This window comes from Listeria goaensis, from assembly GCF_900186125.1.
GTDB lineage: Bacteria > Bacillota > Bacilli > Lactobacillales > Listeriaceae > Listeria > Listeria goaensis.
The window spans coordinates 1-26,593 of the sequence record NZ_FYBQ01000020.1; the positions used below are offsets into that span (position 1 = coordinate 1).

Here is a 26,593-nt window from a genome sequence, read left to right on the forward strand (position 1 = left end):
ACTATTTCGCCGTTTCAACAGATTCTTACGTACAAGGAACGTTCACAGGAAGTGTGAAATATGTTTCCCTTGTTGTGAATGGCACAGAATACGTGAAAACCCCTGTAAAAGATGCGAACACGTGGAGTTATTACTCTAAAGGCAAGATCGCGGTGGGTGATACGGTTTCTGTGAAAGGGTACAATGTCGCAGGCGTTGTAGTGGATGAAAAGGCAGTCAATGTAATGCTTAATCCACCAAATCAGAGTACAATTAATGCCAGTGAATTCATCATTTACCAAGATAAATATGTTACAGGAACGTATACAGGAAGCGTGAAGTATGTTGCACTGAAAGTCAATGATACAGTATTAGGTAAAATCCCAGTTTCAGGTGGCACTTACTCATACTATGCAAAACCAAATATTACATCTGTAACAGATAGAGTATCGATTATTGCTTACGATGGCGCAAGTGTCCGAGTAGCGGAAGCACCTGTCCATTTGGATGTGCAAGTATTAGAAAGTGAAATCGAAGCAGATGCATACAGTCTTGGCGACAGTTCAGTAGTTGGAACATACTCTGGAGATGTGAAATACATTTCTGCGACAGTGAATGACACAGAACTTTCTAGAATCCCAGTAGACGGGTCAGGCACATATAACTATTATATTCGCCGTTATATCACAAGTGATACAGATCGAATTGTAATGAAAGCCTACAATTCAAGAAATGAAGTTGGAGACACTGTTCAAGTAACCATCAATCCAAGTGGTCCATCAGCGATTACTGCACAGACTTACAACCTTGGCGATAGTTCAGTAGTCGGCACATATTCTGGAAATGTGAAATATATTTCCGCAACCGTGAATGACACAGAACTATCTAGAATCCCAGTAGACGGTTCAGGCACATATGAATACTATATTCGCCGTTATGTCACAAGTGACCAGGATACTATCGTAATGAAAGCTTATACTGCAGGTGGAGCTGAGGTGGCTTCTAATAGAGTGACGATCCCACCAACTGCTCCAGCAACGTTAACAACAGATGTCTTTACGATTGGAACTTCAAGTAATGTCACAGGAACATCAACAAACGGCGTGAAATATATTGCGCTTAAAGTTGAAGGTGTCGTTAAATCTAAAATTCCAGTAAATGCAGATGGTTCGTTTACGTATTATGCGAAAGCCTTACTGAAAACACCAGGTATGGAAGTTTCGATGATAGGTTATGACGGGGCGAACAATGAGGTTATTGAAACACCGATAACAGTACAATAGTTTAAATAATGATTGAGAGTAAAAACTGTAAATAAAATTAAGACTGTAGACAAAGTAATAAAATTCTTTGTCTACAGTCTTTTTTTGAAAAAAAGTTAGTTTGATTCGTACAGAAATTTATTTGTATAAAGTTTGAGATTTTCATCATAAATTCTTTTCTTTTGAAAAAAGTTAAAAAAATAAATTTAATGAAAACGAAAATTAATTTTCATCATAAATCCCCCTTTTTTTAGAAAAATCAGAGAGAGGAATGTCACAAAATTTACAAAAAACAGCTTATGAAAAGGGTTTTAATATCCATTTTTCTTTTTTCAAAAATGCTAGTATTTAAAAATGACGGTAGGAGGAGGGATACATAAAGCGGATAAATACGTTAAATATACAACTATATTGGAAAAAATTAGTATATATTTTAAGGAGAGTATACAACGTGAACAGAAAAACAACTAAATTTCGAAAATTAACTATCGGTGTGATTGCTACAATGTTGACTATGTCTACTATAGTAGCGGCTATCCCAGCTAACGTAAAAGCAACTGCAGATAGTGTTACAACAGGAAAACCAAAATTAACTAATTTAAAACGAACATCTGAGAATTTGATAGATTCAAGTTTTAGTGATAGAAGTAAATGGACGCCTATTTATTGGACGAATGCTAATGGGACTTATGATACATATTATACTTCATGGGGAACGTCTAGTGGTAATTGGCAATATTTTTCAAACGGTGCTCGCTCCGTACAATTCCCAGGAAATGGTACGACAACCCTGCGTTCTTCACAACTTAATGCATGTTTAGGAATTGGACAAAGTTTTCCAACTGTTCCAGGACATCGCTATAGAATCACTTATAGCTCTGCACATGTTGGTGGATTAGCCAATCGCTTCGATGTTGTAGTCAATAATGGCTCTACAATCTATCATCATTTAGCAAATCCAGCCCCAATTTGGTCTCACGTAGGAACTGCTTTTGGTTGGGGGACAGCCGGTGGAACGAGAACCGGTGAATTTACTGCACCTTCAAATTCAGCAAGCATTACGCTGGAAACAATGAATAGTAGTGTTCAAGTAAGTGGACTTAGTATTGTAGATTTGGATGCGATGAATGATACAACCATTGATGCATTAACAAGTGATTCTGAAAGAGCGCAAGGTACTGCTGAGGCAAATGCGAGTCTAACCATTAAAGCTGGTTCAACTACTATCGCTACAAGTACAGTCGGTTCAGATGGTACATATAATGTCGCTATTCCAAAACAAGCAGCGGGAACAACTGTGACTGCTACAGCAACTGCAGGAGGGCAATCAAAAAGTGCAAGTACAACCGTTACTCAAGGTAATATTGCACAAACTACGATTAACTCCCTAACAACCGATTCTGTGAAAGCGGAAGGAACCGCAGAACCAGGTGCAACACTTGTAATTAAAGACCAAAATAATGCGCAACTTGCAAATGGGACAGTAGGAGCAAATGGAACATATAGTCTTACAATTCCAACACAGGCAGCTGGGACGATTGTAACGGCAACCGCAACAAAAAATGGTAAAACGTCTAGTGCATCTACTACAGTGTCACAGGCTGCTATTGCGCAAACAACGATTAATGGTTTAACAACGGATTCTATAAAAGCAGAAGGAACCGCCGAACCAGGCGCAACGCTTATCATTAGAAATCAAAATAACACTCAACTGGCAACTGGTACAGTTCAATCTGACGGTACATATAGTTTTACAATCCCAAAACAATTAGCTGGGATGATTGTAACAGCAACCGCAACAAAAAATAGTAAAATCTCTATTGCTTCTACGATTGTTGTGCAAGGAGAGATTGCACAAACAACTATCAATGCTTTAACGACAGATTCAGAGATCGCGCAAGGAACGGCTGAACCGAATGCAAATCTTGCCATTAAAGTTGGAGACACCACATTAATATCTGGTAGAGTCGGTTCAGATGGGAATTATAGTTTTACAATTCCAAAACAAACGGCAGGGACAATTGTTACCGCAACGGCCACGCTAGGTGGAAAGACGTCCAATGCGAATACGACGGTGACACGAGGTAGCATTGTACCAACAACGATTAACGCCCTAACAACAGATTCTGTAAAAGCAGAAGGAACGGCGGAGCCGAATGCAAATCTTGTCATCAAAGATCAAAACCATGCCGAACTAGCGACAGGTAGGGTAGGATCAGATGGAAATTACAGCATGACGATTGCAAAGCAACCTGCTGGAACAATTGTGACTGCTACAGCCACGAAAGATGGAAAAGAATCAAGTGCAAGTACTACTGTCGTGACGGCAGATATCACACAAACGACAATTAATGCTCTAACAACAGAGTCGACAGCGGCACAAGGAACCGCAGAACCGAATGCCAGTCTTGCCATTAAGGTTGGAGATACAACGCTTGCAACAGGTAGAGTCGGTTCAGATGGGAATTATAGTGTGACAATTCCGAAGCAACCTGCTGGAACAGTTGTCACTGCGACGGCAACAAAAGATAGTAAAACATCAAGTGCAAGTACAACAGTTATACAGGATACTATCGCCCAGACTACAATTAATCCTTTAAATACAGATTCGATACAAGCAACCGGAACCGCCGAACCAAATGCAACCATTGTATTGAAAGACCAAAATAATAATCAACTCGCAACAGGGCGAGTCGGTTCAGATGGGAATTATAGCTTAACGATTTCAAAACAAATTGTTGGAACAATCGTGACGGCGACAGCTACTGCAAATGGTAAGACATCAAGTGCGACAACAATTGTAACGAATGATCGTATTGCTCAAACCACGATTAACTCACTTACAACAGATTCGACACAAGCAACTGGAACCGCAGAACCGAATGCAACCATTGTGTTAAAAGATCAAAATGATAATCAACTTGCGACAGGACGCGTCGGCTCAGACGGTATGTATAGCCTGACAATTCCAAAGCAACTTGCCGGAACAATTGTTACCGCGACAGCGACAGCAAACGGTAAAACATCGAGCGCGAATACAACCGTTGTCAGTGACAGCATAGCTCAAACAATCATTTATCCATTAACAACAGATTCAACACAAGCGACTGGGACAGCCGAGCCCAATGCTAACATCGTTATCAAAGACCAAAACAACACAGAACTCGCAACAGGACGCGTTGCTTCCGATGGCACTTATCGTGTAACTATTCCAAAACAATCGGCTGGAACAATAGTAACTGCAACAGCAACAGCGGGTGGGAAAACATCTAGTGCCTCCACAACAGTAACAAGCGTCGCAACAGGAACCGTTGTTGTGAAAGATGCTTTTTATGTTGGGTATGACAGTAGAATCCAAGCAGAAGTTACAGGTGACATTACGAAAGTTTACTTAGAAGTAGATGGCGTAAAAAAATCAACAATTCCTGTAAGCGGAAGCTTTGAATATTATGCGCGAGATGTGTTAACAAGCACAAATCAAACCGCTTATTTAGTTGGACAGGATTCATCTAATCGAGAATTAGATCGCACACAAGTAATCTTAAAAGATGGTCAACTAAAAATAGGCTCCATTACACCAAACAATTTTGTAGTAGGCGTAGATGCCTACGTTAGAGGAACATATACAGGTTCTGTAGCAAAAGTAGCTCTTTCAGTAAATGGCACAGTCCTTTCTAAAGTAGCAGCAGGAACAGATGGAACCTTCCAATATTACGCGCGACCAAACATCACAAATGCCGAAACAGATGTGGTCTATGCGATTGGTTACAACTCGGAAAATCTTGAAATTGCACGTACCCGAGTGACATTAACAACTGAAACAGCAATGGCAAGCACCACAATCAGTCCATTGACTACTGATTCAGTGAAAGCAGAAGGAACCGCCGAACCAAATGCAGATATTGTTATCAAAGATCAAAACAACACGGAACTTGCAAGTGGCAAAGTGGGTTCAGATGGGAATTATAGCTTAACAATTCCAAAGCAAGCTGTAGGAGCAGTCATTACTGCAACCGCAACACTAAACGGTAAAACATCAAGTGCAAGTACAACTGTAACCCAAGGAAATCTCACAGCGACAACAATTAGAGCGTTGACGACAGATTCAGTAAAAGCCGAAGGAACAGCAGAACCAAATGCAAGCCTTGTGATTAAAGCAGGTCAAACAACGCTCGCCTCTGGGACGGTAGGATCAGATGGAAATTACAGCCTGACAATCGCGAAACAAGCAGTTGGAACAGTTGTCACTGCCACCGCAACAAAAAATGGTCAAACATCAAGTGCCAGTACAACCGTAACGCAAGGAGATATTGCGCAGACAACAATTGGGGCACTAACAACCAATTCTACAACTGTACAAGGAAATGCCGAACCGAGCGCAACGATTGTCATCAAAGACCAAGGTAATAATCAACTCGCAAGTGGTGTAGTTGGAGAGGACGGAACCTATGTCCTAACGATTTCAAAACAACCGTTTGGAGCAGTTGTTACCGCAACAGCGACAGCAAAAGGGAAAACATCAAGTGCGAGTACAACCGTGACGCAAGACACCCTTGCGCAAACAACGCTTAACGCTTTAAATACGAATTCCACAAAAGCAGAAGGAACCGCTGAACCGAATGCAGATCTTGCTATTAAAGTAGGTAGCACAACAATTGCAACTGGTAAAGCAGATGCGAGTGGACGCTATAGTATCACGATTCCAAATCAAGCAGCGGGAACAGTTGTGACAGCTACTGCAACGAAAAATGGAGAGACATCCAGTGCGAATGTAACGGTTACACAAGCCGCTAGTGGTACAGTTGTTGTAAAAGAAGACTATTATGTCGGTTACGATAGCCGCATTAAAGCAGAAGCAACAGGGGATGTAGCGAAAGTTTATCTAGAAGTAGATGGTGTTAGAAAAACGACAATTCCTGTAACAGGAAACTTTGAATATTATGCGAAAAATGATATTACAAGCACAACCCAAACGGTATATCTTGTTGGACTTAGTGCGACAAACAACGAATTAGACCGTGCACGCGTAACTTTAAAAGATGGTCAATTAAAAATTGGAACTGTTTCACCAGATAGCTTTATTGTGGGCGTGGATGCATATGTGAAAGGGACGTACACAGGATCTGTAAAGAAAGTCGGCCTTTCAGTGAATGGAACGATTCTTACGAAAATTCCAGTTGGCACGGATGGCACATTCCAATATTATGCGCGTCCTAATATTACAGATGCGGAAACAGACGAAGTTTATGTAATAGGTTACAATTCGGAAAACGATGAAATTTCTCGTAAGAAAGTGACTTTATATGGACCAGATAGTTTAGTCGGCACCTTGACCGTTAATCCAAATTACTTCGCGGTTTCAACAGATTCGTATGTTCAAGGAACGTATACAGGAAATGTCAAATATGTATCGCTTGTTGTGAATGGAACCGAATATGTGAAAACACCTGTAAAAGATGCAACGACATGGAGCTACTATTCAAAAGGTAAGATTGCGTTGGGGGACACGGTGACTATAAAAGCTTACAACGGTGCTGGTGTTGTTGTAGACGAGGAAACCGTAAATGTCGTTGAAAATCCGCCAGGTGAGAGCACCGTTGCGGCAAATGATTTTGTTTTATATCAAGATAAATATGTGACAGGGACGTATACAGGAAATGTGAAATACGTTGCACTGAAAGTAAATGGTACAGTTTTAAACAAGATAGCGGTTGCGGGTGGAAGTTATTCGTACTACGCACGTCCTAATATTACTTCAAAAGAAGATGTAGTATCAGTCATTGCTTACAATGGTGCAAGTTCACAAGTAGCGGAAGCTCCTGTTGCTGTAAAAGAAACTCAAATAACAAGTGAAATTACAGCCAACAACTTTACATTAGGTGACAGTTCAATTGTCGGAACATATTCTGGCGATGTAGCCTATATTTCTGCCACCGTGAATGATGTTGAACTTTCTAAAATTCCTGTTGACGGAACAAATACGTATACTTACTACATCAAACGTTTTGTGACAAATGATCAAGATGAGATTATTATGAAAGCTTACAACGGGAGAAGCGAAGTTGTAGCAACAGCAAATGTTCGTATTAACCCGACAGGAGACCCAGTGTTGACAACGGATCCGTATACTGTTGGTACGTCTAGTTATGTAACTGGAACATACGGGGGCGGTGTAAAGTATATTGCGCTTAAGGTTAATGGTGTGGTTCAATCTAAAATACCAGCGAATACTGGCTCCACCACTACCTATCAATATTACGCGAAGTCACAACTCCGAACACCCGGTATGACAGCTTCAATGATTGGTTATGACGGAGCAAGTAATGCCATCATTGAAACTCCGATAACGGTTCAATGATTTAAATATGAAGAAAAACAGCAAAATCCTTTTTAGGTTTTGCTGTTTTTTTGTAGCTTACATTAATGTAATGATTTTTGCGACCAATTCCCTATTCCAATTAACGCTTTTAAGTTTTAAAGTATATTATGTCAAATAAGTGAGGAGTTGAGCAAATTGGTTGTTAGCCAGCTTTTTTTCGCAGAGATGTTGGGAATTTGGTTTTTTATTCTGGCCGCGTTAATTGTGTTGCTTTTTATATTTTTGATGGATAGGAAGAGTAAAACTTTAAAAGAGGCAGCGAAAAGGGAGGAAATGTTTGAAAAAAATAAGAAGTGGGAAGCAATAAGAAAAGTCTTGCCCAAGTAATCTTAGAGAGTAGGTGAAAACGTTGGAAAAGCTATTATTTCAATCAAAAAGAAATTATTTTCTAGTATTATTAGCGGTAGCTGTCGGTTTTGCTCAACTTATTATTCATAGTCCGCTACCACTTTTCATTCAACAAATTATTTTTACAGGATTGCCAGTTATAACTTGGATTTGGCTTGAAAAAGCTAGTTTTAAAGCCCTATTCTCTAAACTTACAGTGAAAGGGATAGTGAAAGCGATACTATGGACATTTGCTGCTAATCTATTGGTTTTTATTGTTTCTGTTCTTTATGTATCACTTGTTGGAAAAAATAATATAACAGCTAATCCAATCGTTGAAACTAGCCTTCATTTACTGAACTGGTTCGGTATTTTTATCCAACTTTTTGGAGAAGAAATTTTAAGTATTGCACTTTTGATAGCTATTTTTGCGCTGTGTAGAAAAAAACTAACACAAAAAACAAGCACATTGATAGCCACGATTTGCTGTGGGATTATCTTTGCGCTTCTTCATTTAAGTACTTATGGCTGGAATGTGGGGCAAGTTTTGTTGCTCTTATTTATTCCACGAGTGATTATGAACGATGTCTTCTTAAAAGCTGAAAAATCACCATCTATTATTTCAAGCTGGCTGACGCATAGTCTGTATGACACGTTAAGCATTATCGCATCGATTGTTTTATAAAAGAGCCACGTATAATCAATACGCGGCTTTCTTTTATAAACACTTTTCAATGAAGTAGGTCATGAAACGTGGATCGTTTGTTAGTTCGGGATGAAAAGCGGTGACGAGGATGTTTTTTTCGTGCGCGGCTACAATTTTGTCATCGATACGTGCTAAAACCGTTACACCTTCGCCAACTTTTTCAATATAGGGGGCGCGAATGAAAATGGCGCGGAAGGGAGCTTCGCCAAGGGGAGCAATTTGTAAGTCTGCTTCGAAGCTCATTTTTTGGCGGCCAAAGCCATTTCGAACGGCGGTGTAGTCCGCGAACTTGAAGCTGGGATCGCCAGTTGAAATTGCGCTTGCAGAAAGGACGAGCCCGGCACATGTTCCGAAAATTCCACGGCCGCTATTCGCAAAATCAGATAGTGGCTCACTAAAATGGTATTTTTCAATCAGACGTCGCATAGTAGTGCTTTCTCCTCCGGGCAAAATCAGACCGTCAAGTGGGGCTAGTTCCTCCGGGTGTTTAATAGGCATCGCTTTGTGCCCGGTTTTTTCAATCATTGCCAGATGCTCTGAAACGGCGCCTTGTAGCGCTAAAACTCCAATGGTTTTCATATTACCAGCCTCGGTCTTGCATGCGTTCAGCTGGATCTAGTTTGGAGATTTCAATGCCTTTCATGGCTGTTCCGAGTTCTTTCGAAAGTTTGCCAATTAATTCGTAGTCTGTGAAATAGGTTGTTGCTTGTACGATGGCGCTTGCGAATTTGGCAGGGTTGTCAGATTTGAAAATTCCAGAGCCAACAAACACGCCGTCTGCGCCTAGTTCCATCATTAGTGCCGCATCAGCAGGTGTTGCCACACCGCCAGCCGCAAAATTGACAACAGGTAATTTTCCTAATGTTTTAATTTCCTTTAAAAGTTCATACGGTGCACCTAAATTTTTAGCGGCTGTCATTAGTTCATCTTGATTCATGCCTGTAATTTGACTAATTTGACTGTTCACTTTGCGCATATGTCGCACGGCTTCAACGATGTTTCCCGTTCCCGGTTCACCTTTTGTTCTGAGCATGGCCGCCCCTTCACCAATTCTTCTGAGTGCTTCACCTAAGTCGCGGCAACCGCAGACAAATGGTACGGTGAACTCGCTTTTTAACAAATGATATTCTTCGTCTGCTGGTGTGAGCACTTCGCTTTCATCGATATAGTCGACGCCCATTGCCTCTAGGACGCGTGCTTCGGTGATATGCCCGATGCGAGCTTTCGCCATGACAGGAATGGAAACGGCATCCATAACTTCCTGAACGATACGTGGGTCTGCCATGCGAGCTACCCCGCCGGCTGCACGAATATCGGAAGGGACGCGTTCGAGTGCCATAACAGCAACGGCACCAGCCTCTTCTGCGATTTTTGCTTGTTCAGCGTTGACAACGTCCATAATGACGCCACCTTTTTGCATTTGCGCCATACCTCGTTTAACTACCTCAGTTCCAACAACTTTATCCAAAAAAAACGCCTCCTTGTACGATTATATCTCTTATGTTAAGCTAATTCTTATAAAATAAAAACAGCCAATTGGTTGTTTTTTTACCCAGCCAATTTTAAAGGGAGTGATTTGATGTGGCAGCTAAATAAGGAGGTGTCGAAACCGTTTTATTTACAGCTTGTGCAATTAGTTGAAGCAAAAATTTCGTCGGGTGAGCTCTTGCCAGGCGAAAAACTTCCGCCTGAACGGAAACTCGCGTCTGAACTTGGTGTCAATCGGTCCACTGTCGCGCGCGCATTCGATGAGCTAAAAGCGAGTGGGGTGCTTGTTGCGGTTCAAGGAAGTGGTACGCATGTCAATGAGGAAAAATGGGGTGTCGCGGCTTTCCAAACAAATTGGCGGCATTACGTTCAAAAAGGCGCGTTTAGTCATGAGATTCCATATATCCGGAAAATGGCGGAGGTGGCGACCGAAAGAGATGTGATTGATTTAGCGACAGGGGAGCTACCGCTTGACCTTGCGCCGAGTCTTTCGATGCCAGAAATGTCATGGCAAACTTTTTTGCGTGAGGAAAATCAGAATGACGCTTTGGGGTATTTGCCGCTTCGGAAAACGATTCGCAAAGAGTTGGAAGAAGAACAGGGGCTTTCTGTGAATGAAACGCAATTAATTGTGACATCCGGTGCGCAACAAGCCTTGTTTTTAATTACACAATGCCTGCTCTCACCATTTGATGCGATTGCGATTGAAGCGCCGTCTTATTTTTATTCCTTATCTTTATTTCAATCGGCTGGTTTGCGCATTTTTGCTTTGCCGATGGACGAGGAGGGGGTTAAAACGGAGGAATTGGAACGGTTGTATCAGAAACACCGCATTAAAATGGTGTTTGTGAATCCCACTTTCCAAAATCCGACTGGGCGGGTGATGTCAGAAGCACGGCGCCGCGAATTTGTGAAAACTTGTGCGGCACTTCGGATTCCGATTGTGGAAGATGATCCATTCGGAGCGCTCACTTATGGGGGCAAAATGGGGATTACGCCGCTTAAAAAATTGGATGATGAAAACGTCCTTTACATTGGCTCACTTTCAAAAGTACTGGGATCCACAACGCGCATTGGGTTTTTAGCTGGTCCTGTCGCCGTCGTTCGGCGTTTGGCATCGGCACGGCAAGAAATGGATTTTGGTCTAAGCATTTTCCCGCAAGTGCTAGCGAATCAAGTTTTGTCACAGCCAAGCTATAAGGTGCACATTCAAAACTTACACGCAATTTTGTTGGAACGAGCAAACATCTTAACCGCTGCTTTAGAAAAATATGCGCCTGAAATTCACTTCGAAAAACCAGTTGGAGGCTTCCATTTGTGGGCGACGCTTCCGACTAAGTCTGTGCAAAAAGCCGATTTTGACGCGCTTCTGAAGGAGAAACTGTTGGTGATGCCAGGGTATTTATTCGGCGTTAAAGAGAATAAAGTGCGGCTTAGTTTTGCGCAAATCACGAAGGAAGCGGCGGAAAAAGCGGCAAAAATTTTGCGCGCATCTTATGAGAAGTGATTTTGTTGTATGGGAAACAAAACTGGGCTATACTAAAGTTGAGAACGGAGGGCGGCGATGGAAAAACAAGAAGAGGTTATAGTGAAATTTCGCGATTTGTTCAATAAAATGGCATGGCTAAATAAAGAAAAGATGGCAGAGGCGCTTGATGGCTACAAGCCTTCTGAAGTGCACTGCATTGAGTTTATTGGACAAAATGTAGATCCAAATGTAACGAAAATGGCAGAAGAGCTTTATATGACACGTGGAGCAATTAGCAAGATTACGAAAAAATTGTTGAAAAAAGGTTATGTAGAATGCTATCAAAAAGTGGCGAACAAAAAAGAAGTTTATTTTTCTTTAACACCAGAGGGGAAAAAAATTTATGATATTCACGACCGCTTGCATAAAACTTTCCAAGAGCGGGATCAAGTTGTCTTTGACCAAGTGACGGAACCGCAATTTGATGCGATGCTGCGATTTATCGAGATGTATAGCGCGCATTTAGATAATGAGATAAAAAAAGAAGGGCGCGACATGCGCTAGAGAATCTCTTTTAAATAGAGGTTCTTTTTTTGTTGACAAGGAAACAAAGAGGTGATATTGTTTTGTTGACGAGGAAACAAAAACGAGAAGGAGAACAAAATGAAAGAAAAGATACCTAAAGAAACTTTAACAGCTGCGTGGGCTATCGCATTAGCTGCCATTGCGCCAATGCTAGACTCCACGATGATTAATATTGCGGTGGATCAATTCAATCTGGAGTTCCATACAACAATTGATATCGTTCAGTGGGGCATTACGGGTTATGTGTTAGCACTCGCCATTGCCGTCCCTATTTCGGGGTGGCTCATGAATCAGTTTAATGGGAAGAAAGTGTTTATCGGAGCGGTCATTGCGTTTGGTGCAACCTCCGTTTTAGCTGGCATTAGTTGGAACATCACAAGCTTTATTTTCTTCCGTTTGCTACAAGGCGCTGCGGCAGGCATTATTACACCCCTTATGACCACACTTTTGGTGAAAACGGCGGGACCAAAAAATTTAGGAAGGGTGATGGCAATTGTTAGTACGCCGATGATTTTAGGCCCCATTTTAGGTCCTGTCATTGGTGGCGTGATTCTTCAATTTGCGAGTTGGCATTGGCTTTTCTTTATTAACGTCTTTGTTGTAGGCATCGCAGTGCCGCTCATGAATAGGTCGCTGCCTGATTTTCAGCCGTTTAATAAAGCGAGTAAACTTGACGTTTTAGGTATCCTAACGCTATCGCTGTTTAGTGCAGCCCTCATTTACGGCATTACAAAAGCGGCGAGCTATCAAACGTTTTACAATAAGGAAACCTTGATTTGGCTCACAATTGGCTGTATCTCGGCCTTGGCGTATGTGATAAACAATCAGCTCAAAAAGAACAGAACCGTCGTCCCGCTCGTTTTATTCAAGTATAAAAGTTTTGCTGCTTCGAGTGCCGGACTGTTTCTCGCTAATATCGCGATTATGGGGCCGATGTTCATTTTACCGCTCTTTTTCATCCATCTACATCATTTTACAACGATAGAAGCCGCGCTCGCGCTCATTCCGCAAGGTGTCGGCATGTTGATTACTAGACCTTTTATTGGAAAAATGATTGACCAAGTTGGCGCAAAATCCGTTGTATTTATTAGTTTGGCGTTGTCGATTTTGGGCACGCTCCCGTTCGTTTTTGTCACCGAGCAAACGAGTATGGTGTGGCTGTCGATTTTCCTCTTTATTCGCGGTCTTAGCGTTGGCGGAATTAATTTGCCGCTGATGAGTGATGCCTACACGGGGCTAAAAGACGAACAAATTCCTGAAGCGAGCATCGGTGTGACGATTACGGAAAATCTTGGCGCGAGTTTTGGAACAGCCATCATAGCGACCGCTGTTGCAGCAGTAATGCAAGGCACAACGCCGTCCATTTCGGCGAGCCTAAGCGGCTATCATGCAGGCTTTTTAGTATCGCTTATCGCGCTTGTTCTCATTGCCATTCCAAGTTTATTTTTAACACATAAAAAAACAGGAAGCAACATGTCGTAAATTTGACATTGCTTCCTGTTTTATTTTTCTGCTAAGTATTGAATGTTTTTCGGTAAAGTATTGATTTTTTTGTAGTTCATCACAAGCTTATTGCCAGAAACTACAATTTTATATTGCTCGTTTTTCGGAAGTTTTTTTTCGCTTAAAAAGGATAGGGTTTTAGCATGCCCTTTGCTATCAAATACTTTTTCCGTATAAGAATAGCCTTTAAATTGGTCTTTTTTGACGATTTTACCTTCAGACTTCATTTTTACAAAATAAGGTGCTGCTGTTTTTTCGTCTGGTAACATATATTCAAAAACGAGGACAGTCACCATTAATAAACTGGATAAAAGTAGAATAAGTGCTTTTTTATTTTTCATTGAACTCGTCCTTTCTTTACTTGATGAATTACTTCAAGTTTAACGCAAATGTTCAAGTGAATCCCTCGGGTAAACTAACAAAACGCCGGATTAACCTTACAATTTTGTCATTTTAAAAAAGGGTTGCTTTTTCTGCGCAAATTATGGTTTAATAGAATAGCTAATAAACGTTAGGTAAAAAAGAAGGTGTTAGAATGAAATCAATCGATGCTCGTATGGAGCAAGATTCAGTATTAAAAGTTTTTCTAAGGTATTTAATCCCGTCACTAACCGGGATGCTACTTATGTCTGTCAATATCGTGATGGACGGCATTTTTGTTGGACACAGACTTGGCGGTGTAGCGCTTGCGGGCATTAATATCGCTGTGCCCGTTTTTTCCATCTTTACAGCAATTTCACTCTGGATTGGCATTGGCGGGGCTACACAATATTCGTTCGCTCTAGGGGAGAAGAAAATAAAAAAAGCACAGCAAATTTTTACGCGCTCCATCATTTTAGTTATCAGTATTACGATTATGCTGGCGATAATTGCGTTCATTTTCCGCGTGCCGCTCGCCTATCTACTTGGCGCAAACGATGAAACACTACCATATGTCATGGACTACATGAACGTATTACTCCTTTTTGGATTCGTGTTAACACTTGAAAATATTTTAAGCATTTTTGTCCGCAACGACGGGGATCCTAATTTAGCGATGATGGCTCTAATTGCAACCGCAGTCATCAACATCATTTTAAATTACCTCTTCTTATTCGTCTTGAACCTTGGCGTAAGAGGGTCTGCACTTGCAACAATGTCTGCCATAGCGATTGGCGTACTGATTTTGTGCACACATTTTTTCAAAAAATCTAGCCATTTAAAACTAGCCAAAAGTCGCGTCACGGGTCAGTCGATAAAACGTACACTCTCCATCGGCCTCCCTAGTTTCCTGTCAGAGCTAGGTATGTCGGTGTTTACGATGGGGTACAACATCGCTATTGCTGCCGTTGCAGGAACAGCAGGTGTGGCAGCCTTTTCCGTACTCAACTATACGCACAGCGTGATTTTAATGCTGTTTTTAGGCATGGGTTCGGCCATTCAACCGCTTATAAGCTATTACCGCGGAGCTAAAATGGCGGCACGAGAAACAGCGACCATCCGCTTATCGGTTTCCGTTGCTTTTGGAACAGGCTTGTTGTTCTTTATCGCAGGGCTCCTTTTTGCCGACAATATCGTCAATTTGTTTGGAAACTTTGACCAAGAAATCCATGACCTTGCTATTCTAGGCGTACGCGTCTTTTTCTCCGGCTACTTATTTATGGGCTTTAACTTCGTGATGATGACCTATTTCCAAACAACCGACAGAATTGGTATGGCCACGTTCATTACTGTTGCACGCGAGCTCATTTTAATGGTCATTTTCCTAGTCATCTTACCGCCAATTTTAGGCGCAACAGGCGTTTTTGTGGCTATTCCTATTTCGGAACTCATCGTGGCCACTTCCATTTTCATATACGCCTATAAGAAACATGTTTTCAAGAAAGTATAAATTTGAAAAGCATTCGAATTCGGATGCTTTTTTAGTTTGTGAAAATAAATGATCCATAAATCATTTGACAATTTTCAATTACTAAATCTTGTTTTAAAGGTATGGAATTTCACTATAGGTTGTATGTAATGTGATGTAGTTTGCGTAATGGTTCACAATGAAAAATAAGCGAAAAAAATTTTTTAAAGCTCTAAATGCTGATGATAGAATAGCTGAATGCGTTTTTTAATAAAAACCCCAAGCACTATATCTTGAATTCACAATGAAAAAGTTATACTATATATAGTGTCATAAAAATAAATTGCATCGTGGAATGTAACTTTTTTTAGCGCCATATTGGGAGCCTTCAAAAAGTTCATTTTTATGTGTTAACATAATTGCGTGCAATCGAATTGTATTGGAGTTTTATGTATTATTGTTGAGGAAATGGGGAGTGCAAATGACGACGTATATTATTAAAGATGGTGGAAATCGTAAATTACCGTTTGACAAAGAGCGTTTAAACAGATATTTAGACAAAATTCATGCGGAATTTCCGAAACTGGACATCGAAGAGTATAAACGTAAAATTTTTAATTTTATTGAGAAGAAAGAAGCGTATGCTGCAGATGAATTAGTGGATTACTTAATTCGTGAGGCAGAGGCGCGTACGGATATTCATTTGCCGGAATGGGAACATTTTGCAGCGCGTTTATACTTGAATAAGCTTTATAAAAAAGCAAGTAAAAATCGCTTTTATAATGATGACGATAAATATGGCTCTTACGTTGGTCTACAAGAAAGTTTAGGCGAAAGAGGGATTTATTCTGGAAATATTTTAAAGAATTATTCGAAGGAAGAATTAATTGAAGCAGGTAAAATGATTGACCCGGAGAAAGATAAATTGTTTACATACAACGGTCTTTATTTACTTGCGACTCGCTATTTAGCAACAGACCAGGCACGAAACGTTTATGAGCTGCCACAAGAACGCTGGCTGACAATTGCACTGTATTTAATGCAGGAGGAACCAAAAGCAAAACGTATGGAGCTTGTGAACGAGGCTTACTGGGCGTTAAGTAATTTATACATGACAGTGGCAACACCAACCCTTGCGAATGCTGGGAAAACGGGTGGGCAATTGTCGAGTTGCTTCATTGATACGATTGATGATAGCTTGCAAGGAATTTATGATAGCAACACGGATGTTGCGCGTGTATCCAAACACGGCGGCGGTGTTGGTGCTTATATCGGTTATGTTCGTTCAACAGGCGCTGCGATTCGCGGTGTGAAAGGTGCAAGCGGTGGTGTGATTCCATGGATTAAACAATTGAATAATACAGCTGTAAGTGTCGATCAATTAGGGCAACGCAAAGGCGCTATCGCGGTTTATTTAGATGTTTTCCATAAAGATATTGAAATGTTTTTAGATTTACGTCTAAACAACGGAGACCAACGTTTACGCGCGCATGATGTCTTTACGGCAGTATGTATTCCGGACTTATTTATGGAAACCGTCGAACGCCGCGGCGATTGGTATTTGTTCGACCCGCATGAAGTCAAAGCGAAAAAAGGCTGGTACTTGCAGGACTTTTATGATGAAGAAAAAGGCGAAGGCTCTTTTAGAGAAAAATATGAAGAACTAGTTGCCGACGAAACGATTAGTAAAAAAATCGTGAAAGCAATTGATATTATGAAACGAATTATGGTAAGCCAACTTGAAACTGGGAATCCATTTATGTTTTACCGTGATGAAGTTAATCGCATGAATCCAAATAAACATGAAGGTATGATTTATTCAAGTAATTTATGTACGGAAATCATGCAAAATATGAGTCCAACAAGAATGATTCAGGAAATCATTTCCGGGGATCAAATTGTCATTACGAAACAGGCGGGCGACTTTGTTGTATGTAATTTGTCATCGGTGAATCTTGGTCGTGCTGTTACGGCGGGCGACGAAGTACTGGAACGCTTAATTGCGATTGAAGTGCGGATGCTTGATAATGTCATTGACTTGAATGAACTTCCGGTACCACAAGCGACCATTACAAACCGCAAGTATCGTTCAATCGGTCTTGGTACATTTGGTTGGCATCACTTACTTGCCCAAAAAAATATTGCGTGGGATTCTACAGAAGCCGAAGAATTTGCGGACGAGTTATATGAAAAAATCAACTTTTTAACTATAAAAGCAAGTGCCGAAATCGCGAAAGAAAAAGGCGCATATAAAATCTTCAAAGGTAGTGATTGGAATACGGGTGAATATTTCGCGCGCCGTAAGTATACAAGTGATGCTTGGCGTGAACTTGCGGAAGATGTGGCTGAAAACGGTATTCGAAACGCCTATCTTGTGGCAGTAGCTCCGAACATGAGCACGGCTCAAATCGCGGGTTCAACAGCTTCTATCGACCCAATCTACAGCGCATTTTATTACGAAGAGAAGAAAGATTACAGAAGACCAGTAATTGCGCCTGGTTTAAGCTTAAACACTTACCCGTACTATGAAAAAGGTGCGTATAAAGTGGATCAGTTTGCAAGTGTTCGTCAAAACGGACGTAGACAGCGCCACGTGGACCAATCTTTAAGCTTTAACTTCTATGTGCCAAGCGGTATTAAGGCTAGCAAATTGCTAGAACTACACTTAAACGCTTGGAAAGAAGGATTAAAAACAACCTACTATGTGCGCTCAAATGACATTGATGTTGACGAGTGTGAATGGTGCTCAAGCTGATAAAAATAAAACACGAATTTGGACTGGCGGTTGCTTTAAATCGCTAGTCTGAATGATTCTATCACATATTTGGGAGGAGCTTTAGGATGAGCGAACAAAACAAAGAATTAACGAGAATTAAAATATTAGAACCGTTAAGTCCCAACCGTTCAACGGCAATTATTAACGGGGAAACAAGCGGCATTTTAAACTGGAATGATATTCCTTATCCATCTTTTTACCGGGCGTATAAGGAACTTTCAACAAACTACTGGATTCCAGATGAAGTGGATATGAAAGGTGATGCAAAGCAGTATCCGGAATTATCAGAAGAAGAACGCTATGCTTTTGATGCGATTATCGGTTTACTAGCAACACTTGACTCGCCGCAAACGCGTTTCATTTATAACATTGCAGAATATGTAACCGATCCGGCTGTTCATGCGAATGCTGCCATTATTGCGCAACAAGAAGTGATTCACAATGAAAGCTATTCTTATGTGCTTGCATCGATTACAAATTTACAGGAGCAAAATCGGGTGTTTGAACTAGCGCGGACGCATCCGACAATCATTAAACGCAATGAGCCAATCATGGAAGCATACCATGACTTTATGCAAAATAAATCGGGCGAAACAATTGTTAAAGCGCTCATCCAGTCTTCTATTTTAGAAGGTATCAATTTCTATAGCGGTTTCGCTTATTTCTATAATCTTGTTCGTCAAAATAAAATGACGGGCACAGGTAAAATCATTAGCTTCATCAACCGCGACGAGCTCGCTCATTCCAAATTTATTTCAGAAGTGATTCGAGCGATTTTAGGGGAAAATCCAGAGTTACTGACAGATGAACTGATTGAGTATACAAACAATGCCTTTAAACATGCGGTAGAACTTGAATCCGAATGGTCCAAAGAAGTACTTCAAGGAATTGAAGGTATCGATGTAGAGGAAATGGTCGACTACGTAAAATACCGGGCGAACAAAATGCTTGGTATGCTAGGCATGGACGAACTTTATCCGGGTTACAGCGACAATACGATGACTTGGATTAAAGCTTACGCAGATAACTTTACAGAAACGAAAACCGACTTTTTCGAAATGCGCAATTCAAGCTATAAAAAGACGAATATCGATAACGGATTTGACGATTTATGAGAATTCTCCTCGCGTATGATTCGTTAAGTGGCAATACGAAGCTTGTAGCAGATGAAATTACGGCCGAGCTTAGAACGCTTGGGCATGATGTTACGGCTTTCCGAGTTGCGGGAGACGCGAACTATCCACTTGACGAAAGCTACGACTTGTACATTTTAGGGGCATGGACAGTCGATTACGGGAGAACACCACCAGACATGAAAGATTTTATTTATGAGTTAGGAAAACCTAGCCATGTAGCATTGTTTGGGACGGGCGAAACACAGTGGGGCGTGGAAAATTTTTGTGGGGCTGTTGATAGAATGCAAAAATTCTTTGGAACGACCTATCCAACTTTAAAAATTGAACAAATGCCTCATACGGAAAAAGACAGACAAGCGATTAAAAAATATGTCCAACAAGTTTTGGATAAAAGGAGTGAAACACTTTGACGAGTATTGAGATTAAATCATTAGAAGAATTTCAAAAACATATGGCTAGTAATGAGTTAGTATATGTGGACTTTTGGAAAGATAACTGCCCAAATTGTAAAATGTTAGATCTTTCTTTCCAAGAATTTAAAAACTCTGATCATGCTGAAAAAGTAAAAGTATTAAAAGTTAAATTAGAAGAAATGGGCGAAAACTTCTTTTTCGATCAAGATATTCGCCAAACACCTACACTCGTTTTATATCGCAGCGGCGAAGAAGTGACTCGCTTAAACGGCTTTATTCCACCTAATAAAATTGAAGAAGCCCTTGTTGCAGAGGCTTAATCATACAAAACCTTCCTTATATAAGGAAGGTTTTTTGGAAGGAGATAACATGCAAGAATTACAAAATGAAATTACAGCTTTTCTAAAGGAGAAAAATTGGGCGGATCAGTACGCCTATAAAAAAGATTTGGCGCTGTCGATTTCAATTGAAGCGGCAGAACTGTTAGAATGTTTTCAGTGGAAATCTTCAGACGAAGCTATAGCTATAAATCGTGAAGAAATTTTAGAAGAAGTGGCAGATGTGATGATTTACGCGCTGCAGCTTGTTGAAAGCTTAGGAGAAGACGGGGCGGAAGTCATTAGAAGAAAGCTCGAAATCAATCGACGACGGTCATGAAAAAAGCCGCGTAATGTCTGACAAAATCAGGCGATTACGCGGCTTTATATGTCAACGGAAAGAATAACTTCTCGAACGACGTTTTTTCGCTTTCATAAAGAGTAAAATGCTTATGATGATGAACAAAAGGCAAATGAGAAACACGAAAAAACCAATTAAACCTGAAATGCTAAATGAAACAGCGACACCGACAATTCCGAGGATAAGTAAAATAAGTGCTGTAATTTTCACGTACAAGCTCCTTTCAAAAAAATCTCGTACATTCATTATAACGAAAAGCGAACCAAATTTTAAGAGGGAAAAGAGAAAAAATTTTTAAAGAAAAAGGGTTGGGGGAGCATAGGTTCGCATTTTTTGAGATTAGTCAAGACTGCAAATAGAATTCTTTTTTTGATATAGTGAAGTAGAATATGTTACAGGGGGAGTAAGGAATGAACTTTAATGAGTATCAGGAAAAAGCGAGCAGAACGGCGGCTCACCACGAACAGGCGCTCACCAATTATGGCTTAGGGATTGCTGGTGAGGCTGGTGAAGTGACGGAAATTATTAAGAAATACGCCTTTCATGGTCATGATTTGGATAAAGAGAAGCTTACGAAGGAACTTGGCGATGTTCTTTGGTATGTTTCACAAATCGCAAAATGGGCGGATATTCAAATGGAAGATGTCGCGCATGCTAACATTGATAAATTACAAAGACGATACCCCAATGGCTTTGACCGCGAAAGAAGTAAACTTAATATTTAAGGGAAAATGGAGATGGGATTGTGGATTTTTTTCGCAATCCTATTTTTTGTGACGCGATTGAGAAAGCGCTCTATAAAGAAAAGTTAAGTGTAAAACAGATGACAAGACACTTAAAGTTAGCTTTTTTCTGAAATACCGCTTATAATGTGAAAGAAGTAATAAAAGACTAAGAGAAAAAAAGGGGTATTTTCGCATGAAAGAGTATTTTATTGATCGTTCTTACAAAGCATCAATGGGCATTGCAAATGCCGTGTTAGTCACACTGGGTATGGGCTTATTGCTCCAAACAATTGGAAATTTAACTAATCTCGATTTCCTTGTTAAAATTGGTGCAATCGGAAAAAACATGTTAATTCCAGGACTTGGAATTGGTATCGCGATATGTTTACGAGCGAATACACTCGTTGTCATTAGCGCTGCTGCCTCCGCTGTCATTGGAGGTGGCGGTATTTTGGCGCTTGAAAACGGGAGCTTTGCCATCGCTGGTGGTGAACCAGTTGGGGCCATTTTAGCCGTTCTCGTTGCCGTATGGGCAGGAAAGCGCGTTACCGGCAAGACGAAGTTTGATATGATTGTCATTCCAGCTGTTTCTCTGTTAGCAGGAGGGCTCTCAGGGCTTCTTTTTGCAAAAATTATGACGCCAATTTTAGTGACCGCAAGCGGATTCATAACGACACTCGTGTCTGGTTCGCCCGTCATTTCGTCCATGGTCATCGCGGCCGTTTTTGGCTTGCTCATTTTAAGTCCAGCGTCGTCCGCTGCGCTCGCCATTGCACTGCAATTAGATCCAACAGCAAGTGCTGCCGCATTAATTGGCTGTAGCGTTCAATTCGCTTCATTTGCCATTTTAAGTTTTCGCGACAACAATTGGGGCGGCTTTTTTGCCCAGCTCATCATTACACCAAAACTTCAAACGGCAAATATTATTCGCAAACCAAGTTTAATGTTGATACCGCTCCTAACCGCCCTTGTGGCTGGCCCAATCGGCGTCCTCGTTTTCAACTTGCAAGCTACCGCAGAAATTGCCGGCATGGGCTTATGCGCGTTTGTTGCCCCGCTATACCTCATTGCTAATTACGGAATCGAAACATTCCTAGCGTTTGTCCTCGTAGCGGTCATTTTCCCAGCAGTCGTAGCGCTCATCGTTCGTCCGATTTTACTACGAAATGAAAAACTTCGAACAGGCGATTTGAAAATCGAGTTAGAATAAGTTGGCAATATAAAACCCCCTATACGAAATGTATAGGGGGTTTTACCGATGAGTTGTCTTGCCACTCACCTGATGGCCGGTTTGCCCGATGTTTCTGTTTAAACATTTTCACTTGAGATAAAAATAACGGTTAGACTTTGATCACGCAAGTAGAGAAGTGGAGTCTTACTAATTGGAAATTACAATTAGTTGGGAAAAAAGTTAATTTTCCTGTTCCCTGACTCTTGACCGAATGATTAACATCATAAGGTAGCTACTTAACGCTTCGCCATCTTTTTTAATATACGATACTGTATTCACCTGCTTCAAAATCAAATTGAAGCGGTTGACGTAACGAAAATCCGTTTCTCAAGTCGTTTTCGAATTGAACTTTGGTCTTAGTCGCGGCTATTCACCATCGCCTTCCTCCTGCATCCAAGTTCGAAACACCATCCATCAGACGTTACCGGCATATGACAAAGCTGAAAAAATCAGCTTGTACACACACGTTTTTTACGTAGAAGCGATTTTATGCGATGTGTGCGTAATGAATTAAAAAATCTTTCATTCGCAACGCCTCTCTTTCTTTTGTTACTATATTATATCCGTTTCTCCTGTTTGTAAACGCTTTATAAGCAAAATAAGCCGAAAGATTGCTTTTTGGGAAAAATTGGCATTAAAGTGCGCCTTACGGACTATTATTTATACGGAAAAAGATTGACAGCAAGGTGAAATTCGATTATGATAAGTATCAATGAGAATGATTATCACTCTCGAAATCTAAGTGGAAAAAGGGGTAGGAAAATGAAAAAAGTTTTATTTAGTATGCTCGTTATTCTTACGCTTGCTCTTGCCGCGTGCGGTGCCAGCGATTCAGATAAAGCAGATTCAAAAGCAAATGAGGCCAAAACCATTACATATAAATCGGAAAACGGGGACATAAAAGTGCCTGCTAATCCAAAACGCGTTGTCATTTTAACTGGTTATACTGGGGATTTAATTCAACTTGGGGTTCCAATTGTGGGCGCGGATTCTTACAGTTTCGCGAATCCGAATTTTAAAGAAGGATTAAAAAATGCGAAAGAAATTTCTGAGGAAAACGTAGAAGACATTATTGCTCTAAAACCAGATTTAATTATTGGAGCGAGTACTTCGAAAAACCAAGATAAACTAAAAAAAATTGCGCCACTTGTGACTTTCACGTACGGTAAAAATGATTATTTAGAGCAACATATTGAAATTGGTAAAGTAGTAAACAAGGAAAAAGAAGCGACTGACTGGGCGGCGGATTTTGAAAAGCGTGCGGAAGCAGCCGGCCAAGAAATTAAAGATAAAATTGGCGCGGATACAACAATTTCCGTAGCTGAAAACTTTGATAAGCAACTCTATGTGTTTGGCGACAACTGGGGACGTGGCACGGAAATTTTATATCAAGCGATGAAACTCAAAATGCCGCAAACTGTAAAAGATGCCGCACTAAAAGCTGGCTACTACGCAGTTTCTCCTGAAGAACTCGGAAAATATACCGGCGATTATATGGTGCTTAGCAAAACAGAAGGTCAGGATGCCTCTTTCATGAACACAACAACGTACAAAGAGATTCCAGCTGTGAAAAATAATCACGTTTTACAAGTGAAAGCCAATGAATTCTACTTTAACGATGCATTGACGCTAGAATTCCAATTAAAAACATTTCAAGATTACTTTTTAGGAAAATAGAAAAGGTGGGTTCACATGTCCTTCAAAATGCCGATTTGGTCCAGATTTATACTCGTACTGCTTTTACTAATTGGCGCATTTGGCCTTGCCTTATCTTTTGGCTCCGTCCATTACTCGTTCGGATTTCTCTTTGATGGCTTTTTTAATGGGCAACACCAAAAAGAAATCACAACCTTATATGAACTTAGATTGCCGCGTAACATCGCGGCAATTCTGATTGGTGCGGCACTCGGGGTGTCCGGAAGTATCATGCAAGCGGTCACGCGAAATCCGCTAGCCGACCCCGGGCTTCTAGGCGTTTCAGCAGGGGGCAATTTAAGTTTAGCGCTCGTCATTGCGTTCATGCCAACCCTAGCTTTCCCCGGAAAAATGCTCGCGTCTTTTCTCGGAGCTGCGCTCGGAACACTTTTTGTTTTAGCGATTAGCAAGCAGGGGAACATTTATAAAATCGTCCTCGCAGGTGCGGCGATTTCAGCGTTTCTTACGGCGATTTCGAGTGCGGTAAGTATTCTGTTTAAAACTTCCAAAGAAATGAATATGTGGACGTCCGGAGGCCTTGTAGGAACGACTTTTCATGAGGTGATTTTAATTGCTCCGGTCATTCTCTTAGCGCTTCTTGTGACGCTGTTTTTTTCAAAACAAATCGGAATCCTAACGATGAGCGATGAAGTTGCTGTTGGGCTAGGCATTTCGGTTGATCGCATGCGGCTACTCCTGTTTTTATTTGTCGCGATTTTAACCGGCGCATCTGTTGCGTTAATCGGCGAAGTAGCTTTTGTTGGTTTAATCGTCCCGCATTTCGCGCGTTTTATTGTGGGCGTGAATTATAAATACATATTGCCAATGTCAGCACTTGTTGGCGCACTATTTTTGCTGATTGCAGATACGCTAAGCCGCTCGCTTAATCCGCCTTTTGAAATTCCAATTGTGGCGATTTTATCCGTCATCGGCTTGCCGTTCTTTATTTACATCGTGAGAGGGGGACTAAAAGGATGAAAAAATCCCGTTTTATCATCATTTTTTGTACCGGACTTATCCTCCTAATCTTAACCGCTCTGTTCAATTTAACAGTAGGCACCGAGGCGTTGCCATTTTCACGCGTCCTTGCTGTTTTAACAGGTCAAGGCGAAATGCTCGAGAATTTCGTTCTATTCGATTTACGGCTGCCAAGACTGCTTATCGTTCTTTTCGGCGGCATGGCACTTGTCTTGTCTGGGAGCCTGCTCCAAACATTGATGAAAAATGACTTGGCTGATCCAGGAATCATCGGAGTCAATTCTGGTGCAGGTGTGGGTGTCGCGATATTTTTCCTATTCATACCATTTGGAGCTGCGAGCATCAATTTGATGTTGCCACTCGCAGGCGTCATTGGTGGACTCGTCACCGCGCTACTCATCATCGTCTTGTCGCGCAATAATCCGCAATATCTTATCCTAAACGGAATCGGTTTTTCCTTCGCAATGAGCGGCCTCATGGTCGTCCTCATGTCTTCTGCGAACCGCGAAAAAGTAGATTTCCTAGCTAAATGGCTGTCTGGCTCAATTTGGGGCGTCGACTGGCCGTATGTCTGGCTTATGCTCGCCATGCTCGTCCTTTTCGTGCCGCTACTCTTTTTATACAGCCATAAATTAGACCTTTTAACTTTGGATGAAAACACGATAATTAACTTAGGCTTACGGGCAGGCATTTGGCGCATTCTCTTCATCGGAATAGCCGTCGTTTTTGCTGCCGTAACCGTATCAATTACAGGTGCGATTACTTTCCTCGGCTTGATTGGTCCGCATATCGCGAAATCACTAGTCGGCCCAAAACACCGTTTCTTCATGCCTGTTGCTATGCTCATCGGTGCGGAACTATTTTTAATCGCAGACACCATCGCGAAACCATTTGATTTACCAGCCGGTATCATTGTTTCCATCATCGGCAGCCCATATTTTATCTATCTATTATTTAAAAAGTAAAGATTTCAAGAAATGAATCGACTAAAGACCTCAAAATCCGGATTTTGAGGTCTTTTTTTGTAGTAAAGTTCGAAAAACAGACACATTATAATATCTTCCTGAATGGTATACTAAAAAAGCAGATAACAAGTCAGAAGGGATGGAGATGATGAGTCGGATTGCGATTGCCGAAGTGGAGGATTTTCTAGAAAAACTGAAGAAGTCCAATACGGAGGCGAGTAGGTGGCTAACGGACTTTCAAAAAGCGGTGATTGCCTATACGAATGAATCCCGCGTGTCAGGAGAAGCCGTCGACCGGTCGAAAGCGTATTATGAAGTAAGTTACGTGCCGCTTGTGGAAACGGTTCTACAAGCGATGACGATGAGCGAGGAGCTCCTCGCGCAGTACATACAAGATTTTTATAGTCAAGTGGACGCCACGCCAGATATGTTCATCAATGCCGAGCGGTTACAAGACGTCATGGAGGACGT

General features: G+C 41.1%; 23 protein-coding genes. 19 read left to right on the top strand and 4 right to left on the bottom strand.

Annotated features, from left to right (window positions below; all coding sequences use genetic code 11):
- The 4 genes from CFT42_RS14415 to CFT42_RS14430 all read left to right on the top strand — a co-directional run.
- Positions 1 to 1,262: immunoglobulin-like domain-containing protein (locus CFT42_RS14415; protein ID WP_341864839.1), on the top strand; the 1,262-nt coding region annotated here is incomplete at its 5' end.
- Positions 1,263 to 1,692: 430 nt separating this feature from the next.
- Positions 1,693 to 7,599 (top strand): immunoglobulin-like domain-containing protein, encoded by a 5,907-nt coding sequence (locus tag CFT42_RS14420; RefSeq protein ID WP_088816517.1) that lies wholly within the window; start codon positions 1,693 to 1,695, stop codon positions 7,597 to 7,599.
- A gap of 156 nt (positions 7,600 to 7,755) precedes the next feature.
- Positions 7,756 to 7,947, top strand: coding sequence for a hypothetical protein (locus CFT42_RS14425; protein ID WP_088811074.1), 192 nt, complete (start codon positions 7,756 to 7,758; stop codon positions 7,945 to 7,947).
- Between the two features lie 22 nt (positions 7,948 to 7,969).
- Complete coding sequence (locus tag CFT42_RS14430) at positions 7,970 to 8,632, top strand: CPBP family glutamic-type intramembrane protease (protein ID WP_088816518.1); 663 nt, start codon at positions 7,970 to 7,972, stop codon at positions 8,630 to 8,632.
- A 33-nt stretch (positions 8,633 to 8,665) separates the two neighbouring features.
- On the opposite strand, the gene pdxT is transcribed toward CFT42_RS14430, so the two are convergent.
- A complete protein-coding gene (gene pdxT / locus CFT42_RS14435) occupies positions 8,666 to 9,232 on the bottom strand; it encodes a pyridoxal 5'-phosphate synthase glutaminase subunit PdxT (protein WP_088811072.1) in 567 nt (188 codons plus the stop codon).
- A gap of 1 nt (position 9,233) precedes the next feature.
- Positions 9,234 to 10,121 carry a pyridoxal 5'-phosphate synthase lyase subunit PdxS gene (gene pdxS / locus CFT42_RS14440; RefSeq protein ID WP_088811071.1) on the bottom strand — a complete coding sequence of 296 codons (888 nt, stop codon included), beginning with the start codon at positions 10,119 to 10,121 and terminating at the stop codon, positions 9,234 to 9,236.
- A gap of 111 nt (positions 10,122 to 10,232) precedes the next feature.
- Here pdxS and pdxR point away from each other — a divergent pair, with 111 nt between their 5' ends.
- The 3 genes from pdxR (at position 10,233) to CFT42_RS14455 (ending at position 13,676) form a co-directional block, all read left to right on the top strand.
- Positions 10,233 to 11,648 (top strand): MocR-like pyridoxine biosynthesis transcription factor PdxR, encoded by a 1,416-nt coding sequence (gene pdxR, locus CFT42_RS14445; RefSeq protein WP_088816519.1) that lies wholly within the window; start codon positions 10,233 to 10,235, stop codon positions 11,646 to 11,648.
- Positions 11,649 to 11,705: 57 nt separating this feature from the next.
- Positions 11,706 to 12,173, top strand: a complete 468-nt coding sequence (locus tag CFT42_RS14450) for a MarR family transcriptional regulator (protein ID WP_088816520.1) — start codon at positions 11,706 to 11,708, stop codon at positions 12,171 to 12,173.
- Between the two features lie 99 nt (positions 12,174 to 12,272).
- Entirely contained in the window at positions 12,273 to 13,676 is a 1,404-nt protein-coding gene (locus CFT42_RS14455) for a DHA2 family efflux MFS transporter permease subunit (protein ID WP_088816521.1), read from the top strand.
- A 20-nt stretch (positions 13,677 to 13,696) separates the two neighbouring features.
- Here the strand turns inward: CFT42_RS14455 and CFT42_RS14460 are convergent, their stop codons facing one another.
- Entirely contained in the window at positions 13,697 to 14,038 is a 342-nt protein-coding gene (locus tag CFT42_RS14460) for a YxeA family protein (protein ID WP_088816522.1), read from the bottom strand.
- Between the two features lie 194 nt (positions 14,039 to 14,232).
- On the opposite strand from CFT42_RS14460, the gene CFT42_RS14465 reads away from it, so the two are divergent.
- The 6 genes from CFT42_RS14465 (at position 14,233) to CFT42_RS14490 (ending at position 20,507) form a co-directional block, all read left to right on the top strand.
- Entirely contained in the window at positions 14,233 to 15,567 is a 1,335-nt protein-coding gene (locus CFT42_RS14465) for an MATE family efflux transporter (protein ID WP_088816523.1), read from the top strand.
- 439 nt (positions 15,568 to 16,006) lie between these two features.
- Entirely contained in the window at positions 16,007 to 18,280 is a 2,274-nt protein-coding gene (locus tag CFT42_RS14470; RefSeq protein WP_088811065.1) for a ribonucleoside-diphosphate reductase subunit alpha, read from the top strand.
- Positions 18,281 to 18,366: 86 nt separating this feature from the next.
- Positions 18,367 to 19,416, top strand: a complete 1,050-nt coding sequence (locus tag CFT42_RS14475; RefSeq protein ID WP_088811064.1) for a ribonucleotide-diphosphate reductase subunit beta — start codon at positions 18,367 to 18,369, stop codon at positions 19,414 to 19,416.
- The gene (locus CFT42_RS14480; RefSeq protein WP_088811063.1) at positions 19,413 to 19,847 is read left to right on the top strand and encodes a flavodoxin; all 435 of its coding nucleotides are present in this window, start codon (positions 19,413 to 19,415) and stop codon (positions 19,845 to 19,847) included. The genes CFT42_RS14475 and CFT42_RS14480 overlap by 4 nt, the downstream gene beginning before the upstream one ends.
- Entirely contained in the window at positions 19,844 to 20,170 is a 327-nt protein-coding gene (locus tag CFT42_RS14485; protein ID WP_088811062.1) for a thioredoxin family protein, read from the top strand. The genes CFT42_RS14480 and CFT42_RS14485 overlap by 4 nt, the downstream gene beginning before the upstream one ends.
- Before the next feature lie 49 nt (positions 20,171 to 20,219).
- The gene (locus CFT42_RS14490; protein WP_088811075.1) at positions 20,220 to 20,507 is read left to right on the top strand and encodes a nucleotide pyrophosphohydrolase; all 288 of its coding nucleotides are present in this window, start codon (positions 20,220 to 20,222) and stop codon (positions 20,505 to 20,507) included.
- Between the two features lie 51 nt (positions 20,508 to 20,558).
- Here CFT42_RS14490 and CFT42_RS14495 read toward each other — a convergent pair whose 3' ends face one another.
- A complete protein-coding gene (locus CFT42_RS14495; RefSeq protein ID WP_088816524.1) occupies positions 20,559 to 20,738 on the bottom strand; it encodes a hypothetical protein in 180 nt (59 codons plus the stop codon).
- A gap of 200 nt (positions 20,739 to 20,938) precedes the next feature.
- On the opposite strand from CFT42_RS14495, the gene CFT42_RS14500 reads away from it, so the two are divergent.
- The 6 genes from CFT42_RS14500 to CFT42_RS14525 all read left to right on the top strand — a co-directional run.
- Positions 20,939 to 21,253, top strand: coding sequence for a nucleoside triphosphate pyrophosphohydrolase family protein (locus CFT42_RS14500; RefSeq protein ID WP_088811060.1), 315 nt, complete (start codon positions 20,939 to 20,941; stop codon positions 21,251 to 21,253).
- 193 nt (positions 21,254 to 21,446) lie between these two features.
- Positions 21,447 to 22,463 (top strand): PTS sugar transporter subunit IIC, encoded by a 1,017-nt coding sequence (locus CFT42_RS14505; protein WP_088811059.1) that lies wholly within the window; start codon positions 21,447 to 21,449, stop codon positions 22,461 to 22,463.
- 783 nt (positions 22,464 to 23,246) lie between these two features.
- Positions 23,247 to 24,161, top strand: coding sequence for an iron-hydroxamate ABC transporter substrate-binding protein (locus tag CFT42_RS14510; RefSeq protein WP_088811058.1), 915 nt, complete (start codon positions 23,247 to 23,249; stop codon positions 24,159 to 24,161).
- Between the two features lie 15 nt (positions 24,162 to 24,176).
- Positions 24,177 to 25,157 carry a FecCD family ABC transporter permease gene (locus tag CFT42_RS14515; RefSeq protein WP_088811057.1) on the top strand — a complete coding sequence of 327 codons (981 nt, stop codon included), beginning with the start codon at positions 24,177 to 24,179 and terminating at the stop codon, positions 25,155 to 25,157.
- Positions 25,154 to 26,122: a FecCD family ABC transporter permease gene (locus CFT42_RS14520; protein WP_088811056.1), complete on the top strand. Its 969-nt coding sequence runs from the start codon at positions 25,154 to 25,156 to the stop codon at positions 26,120 to 26,122. Before CFT42_RS14515 ends, CFT42_RS14520 begins: the two co-directional genes overlap by 4 nt.
- A gap of 145 nt (positions 26,123 to 26,267) precedes the next feature.
- Positions 26,268 to 26,593 (top strand): T7SS effector LXG polymorphic toxin (locus CFT42_RS14525; RefSeq protein WP_220387156.1); only part of this gene is annotated, 326 nt, incomplete at its 3' end.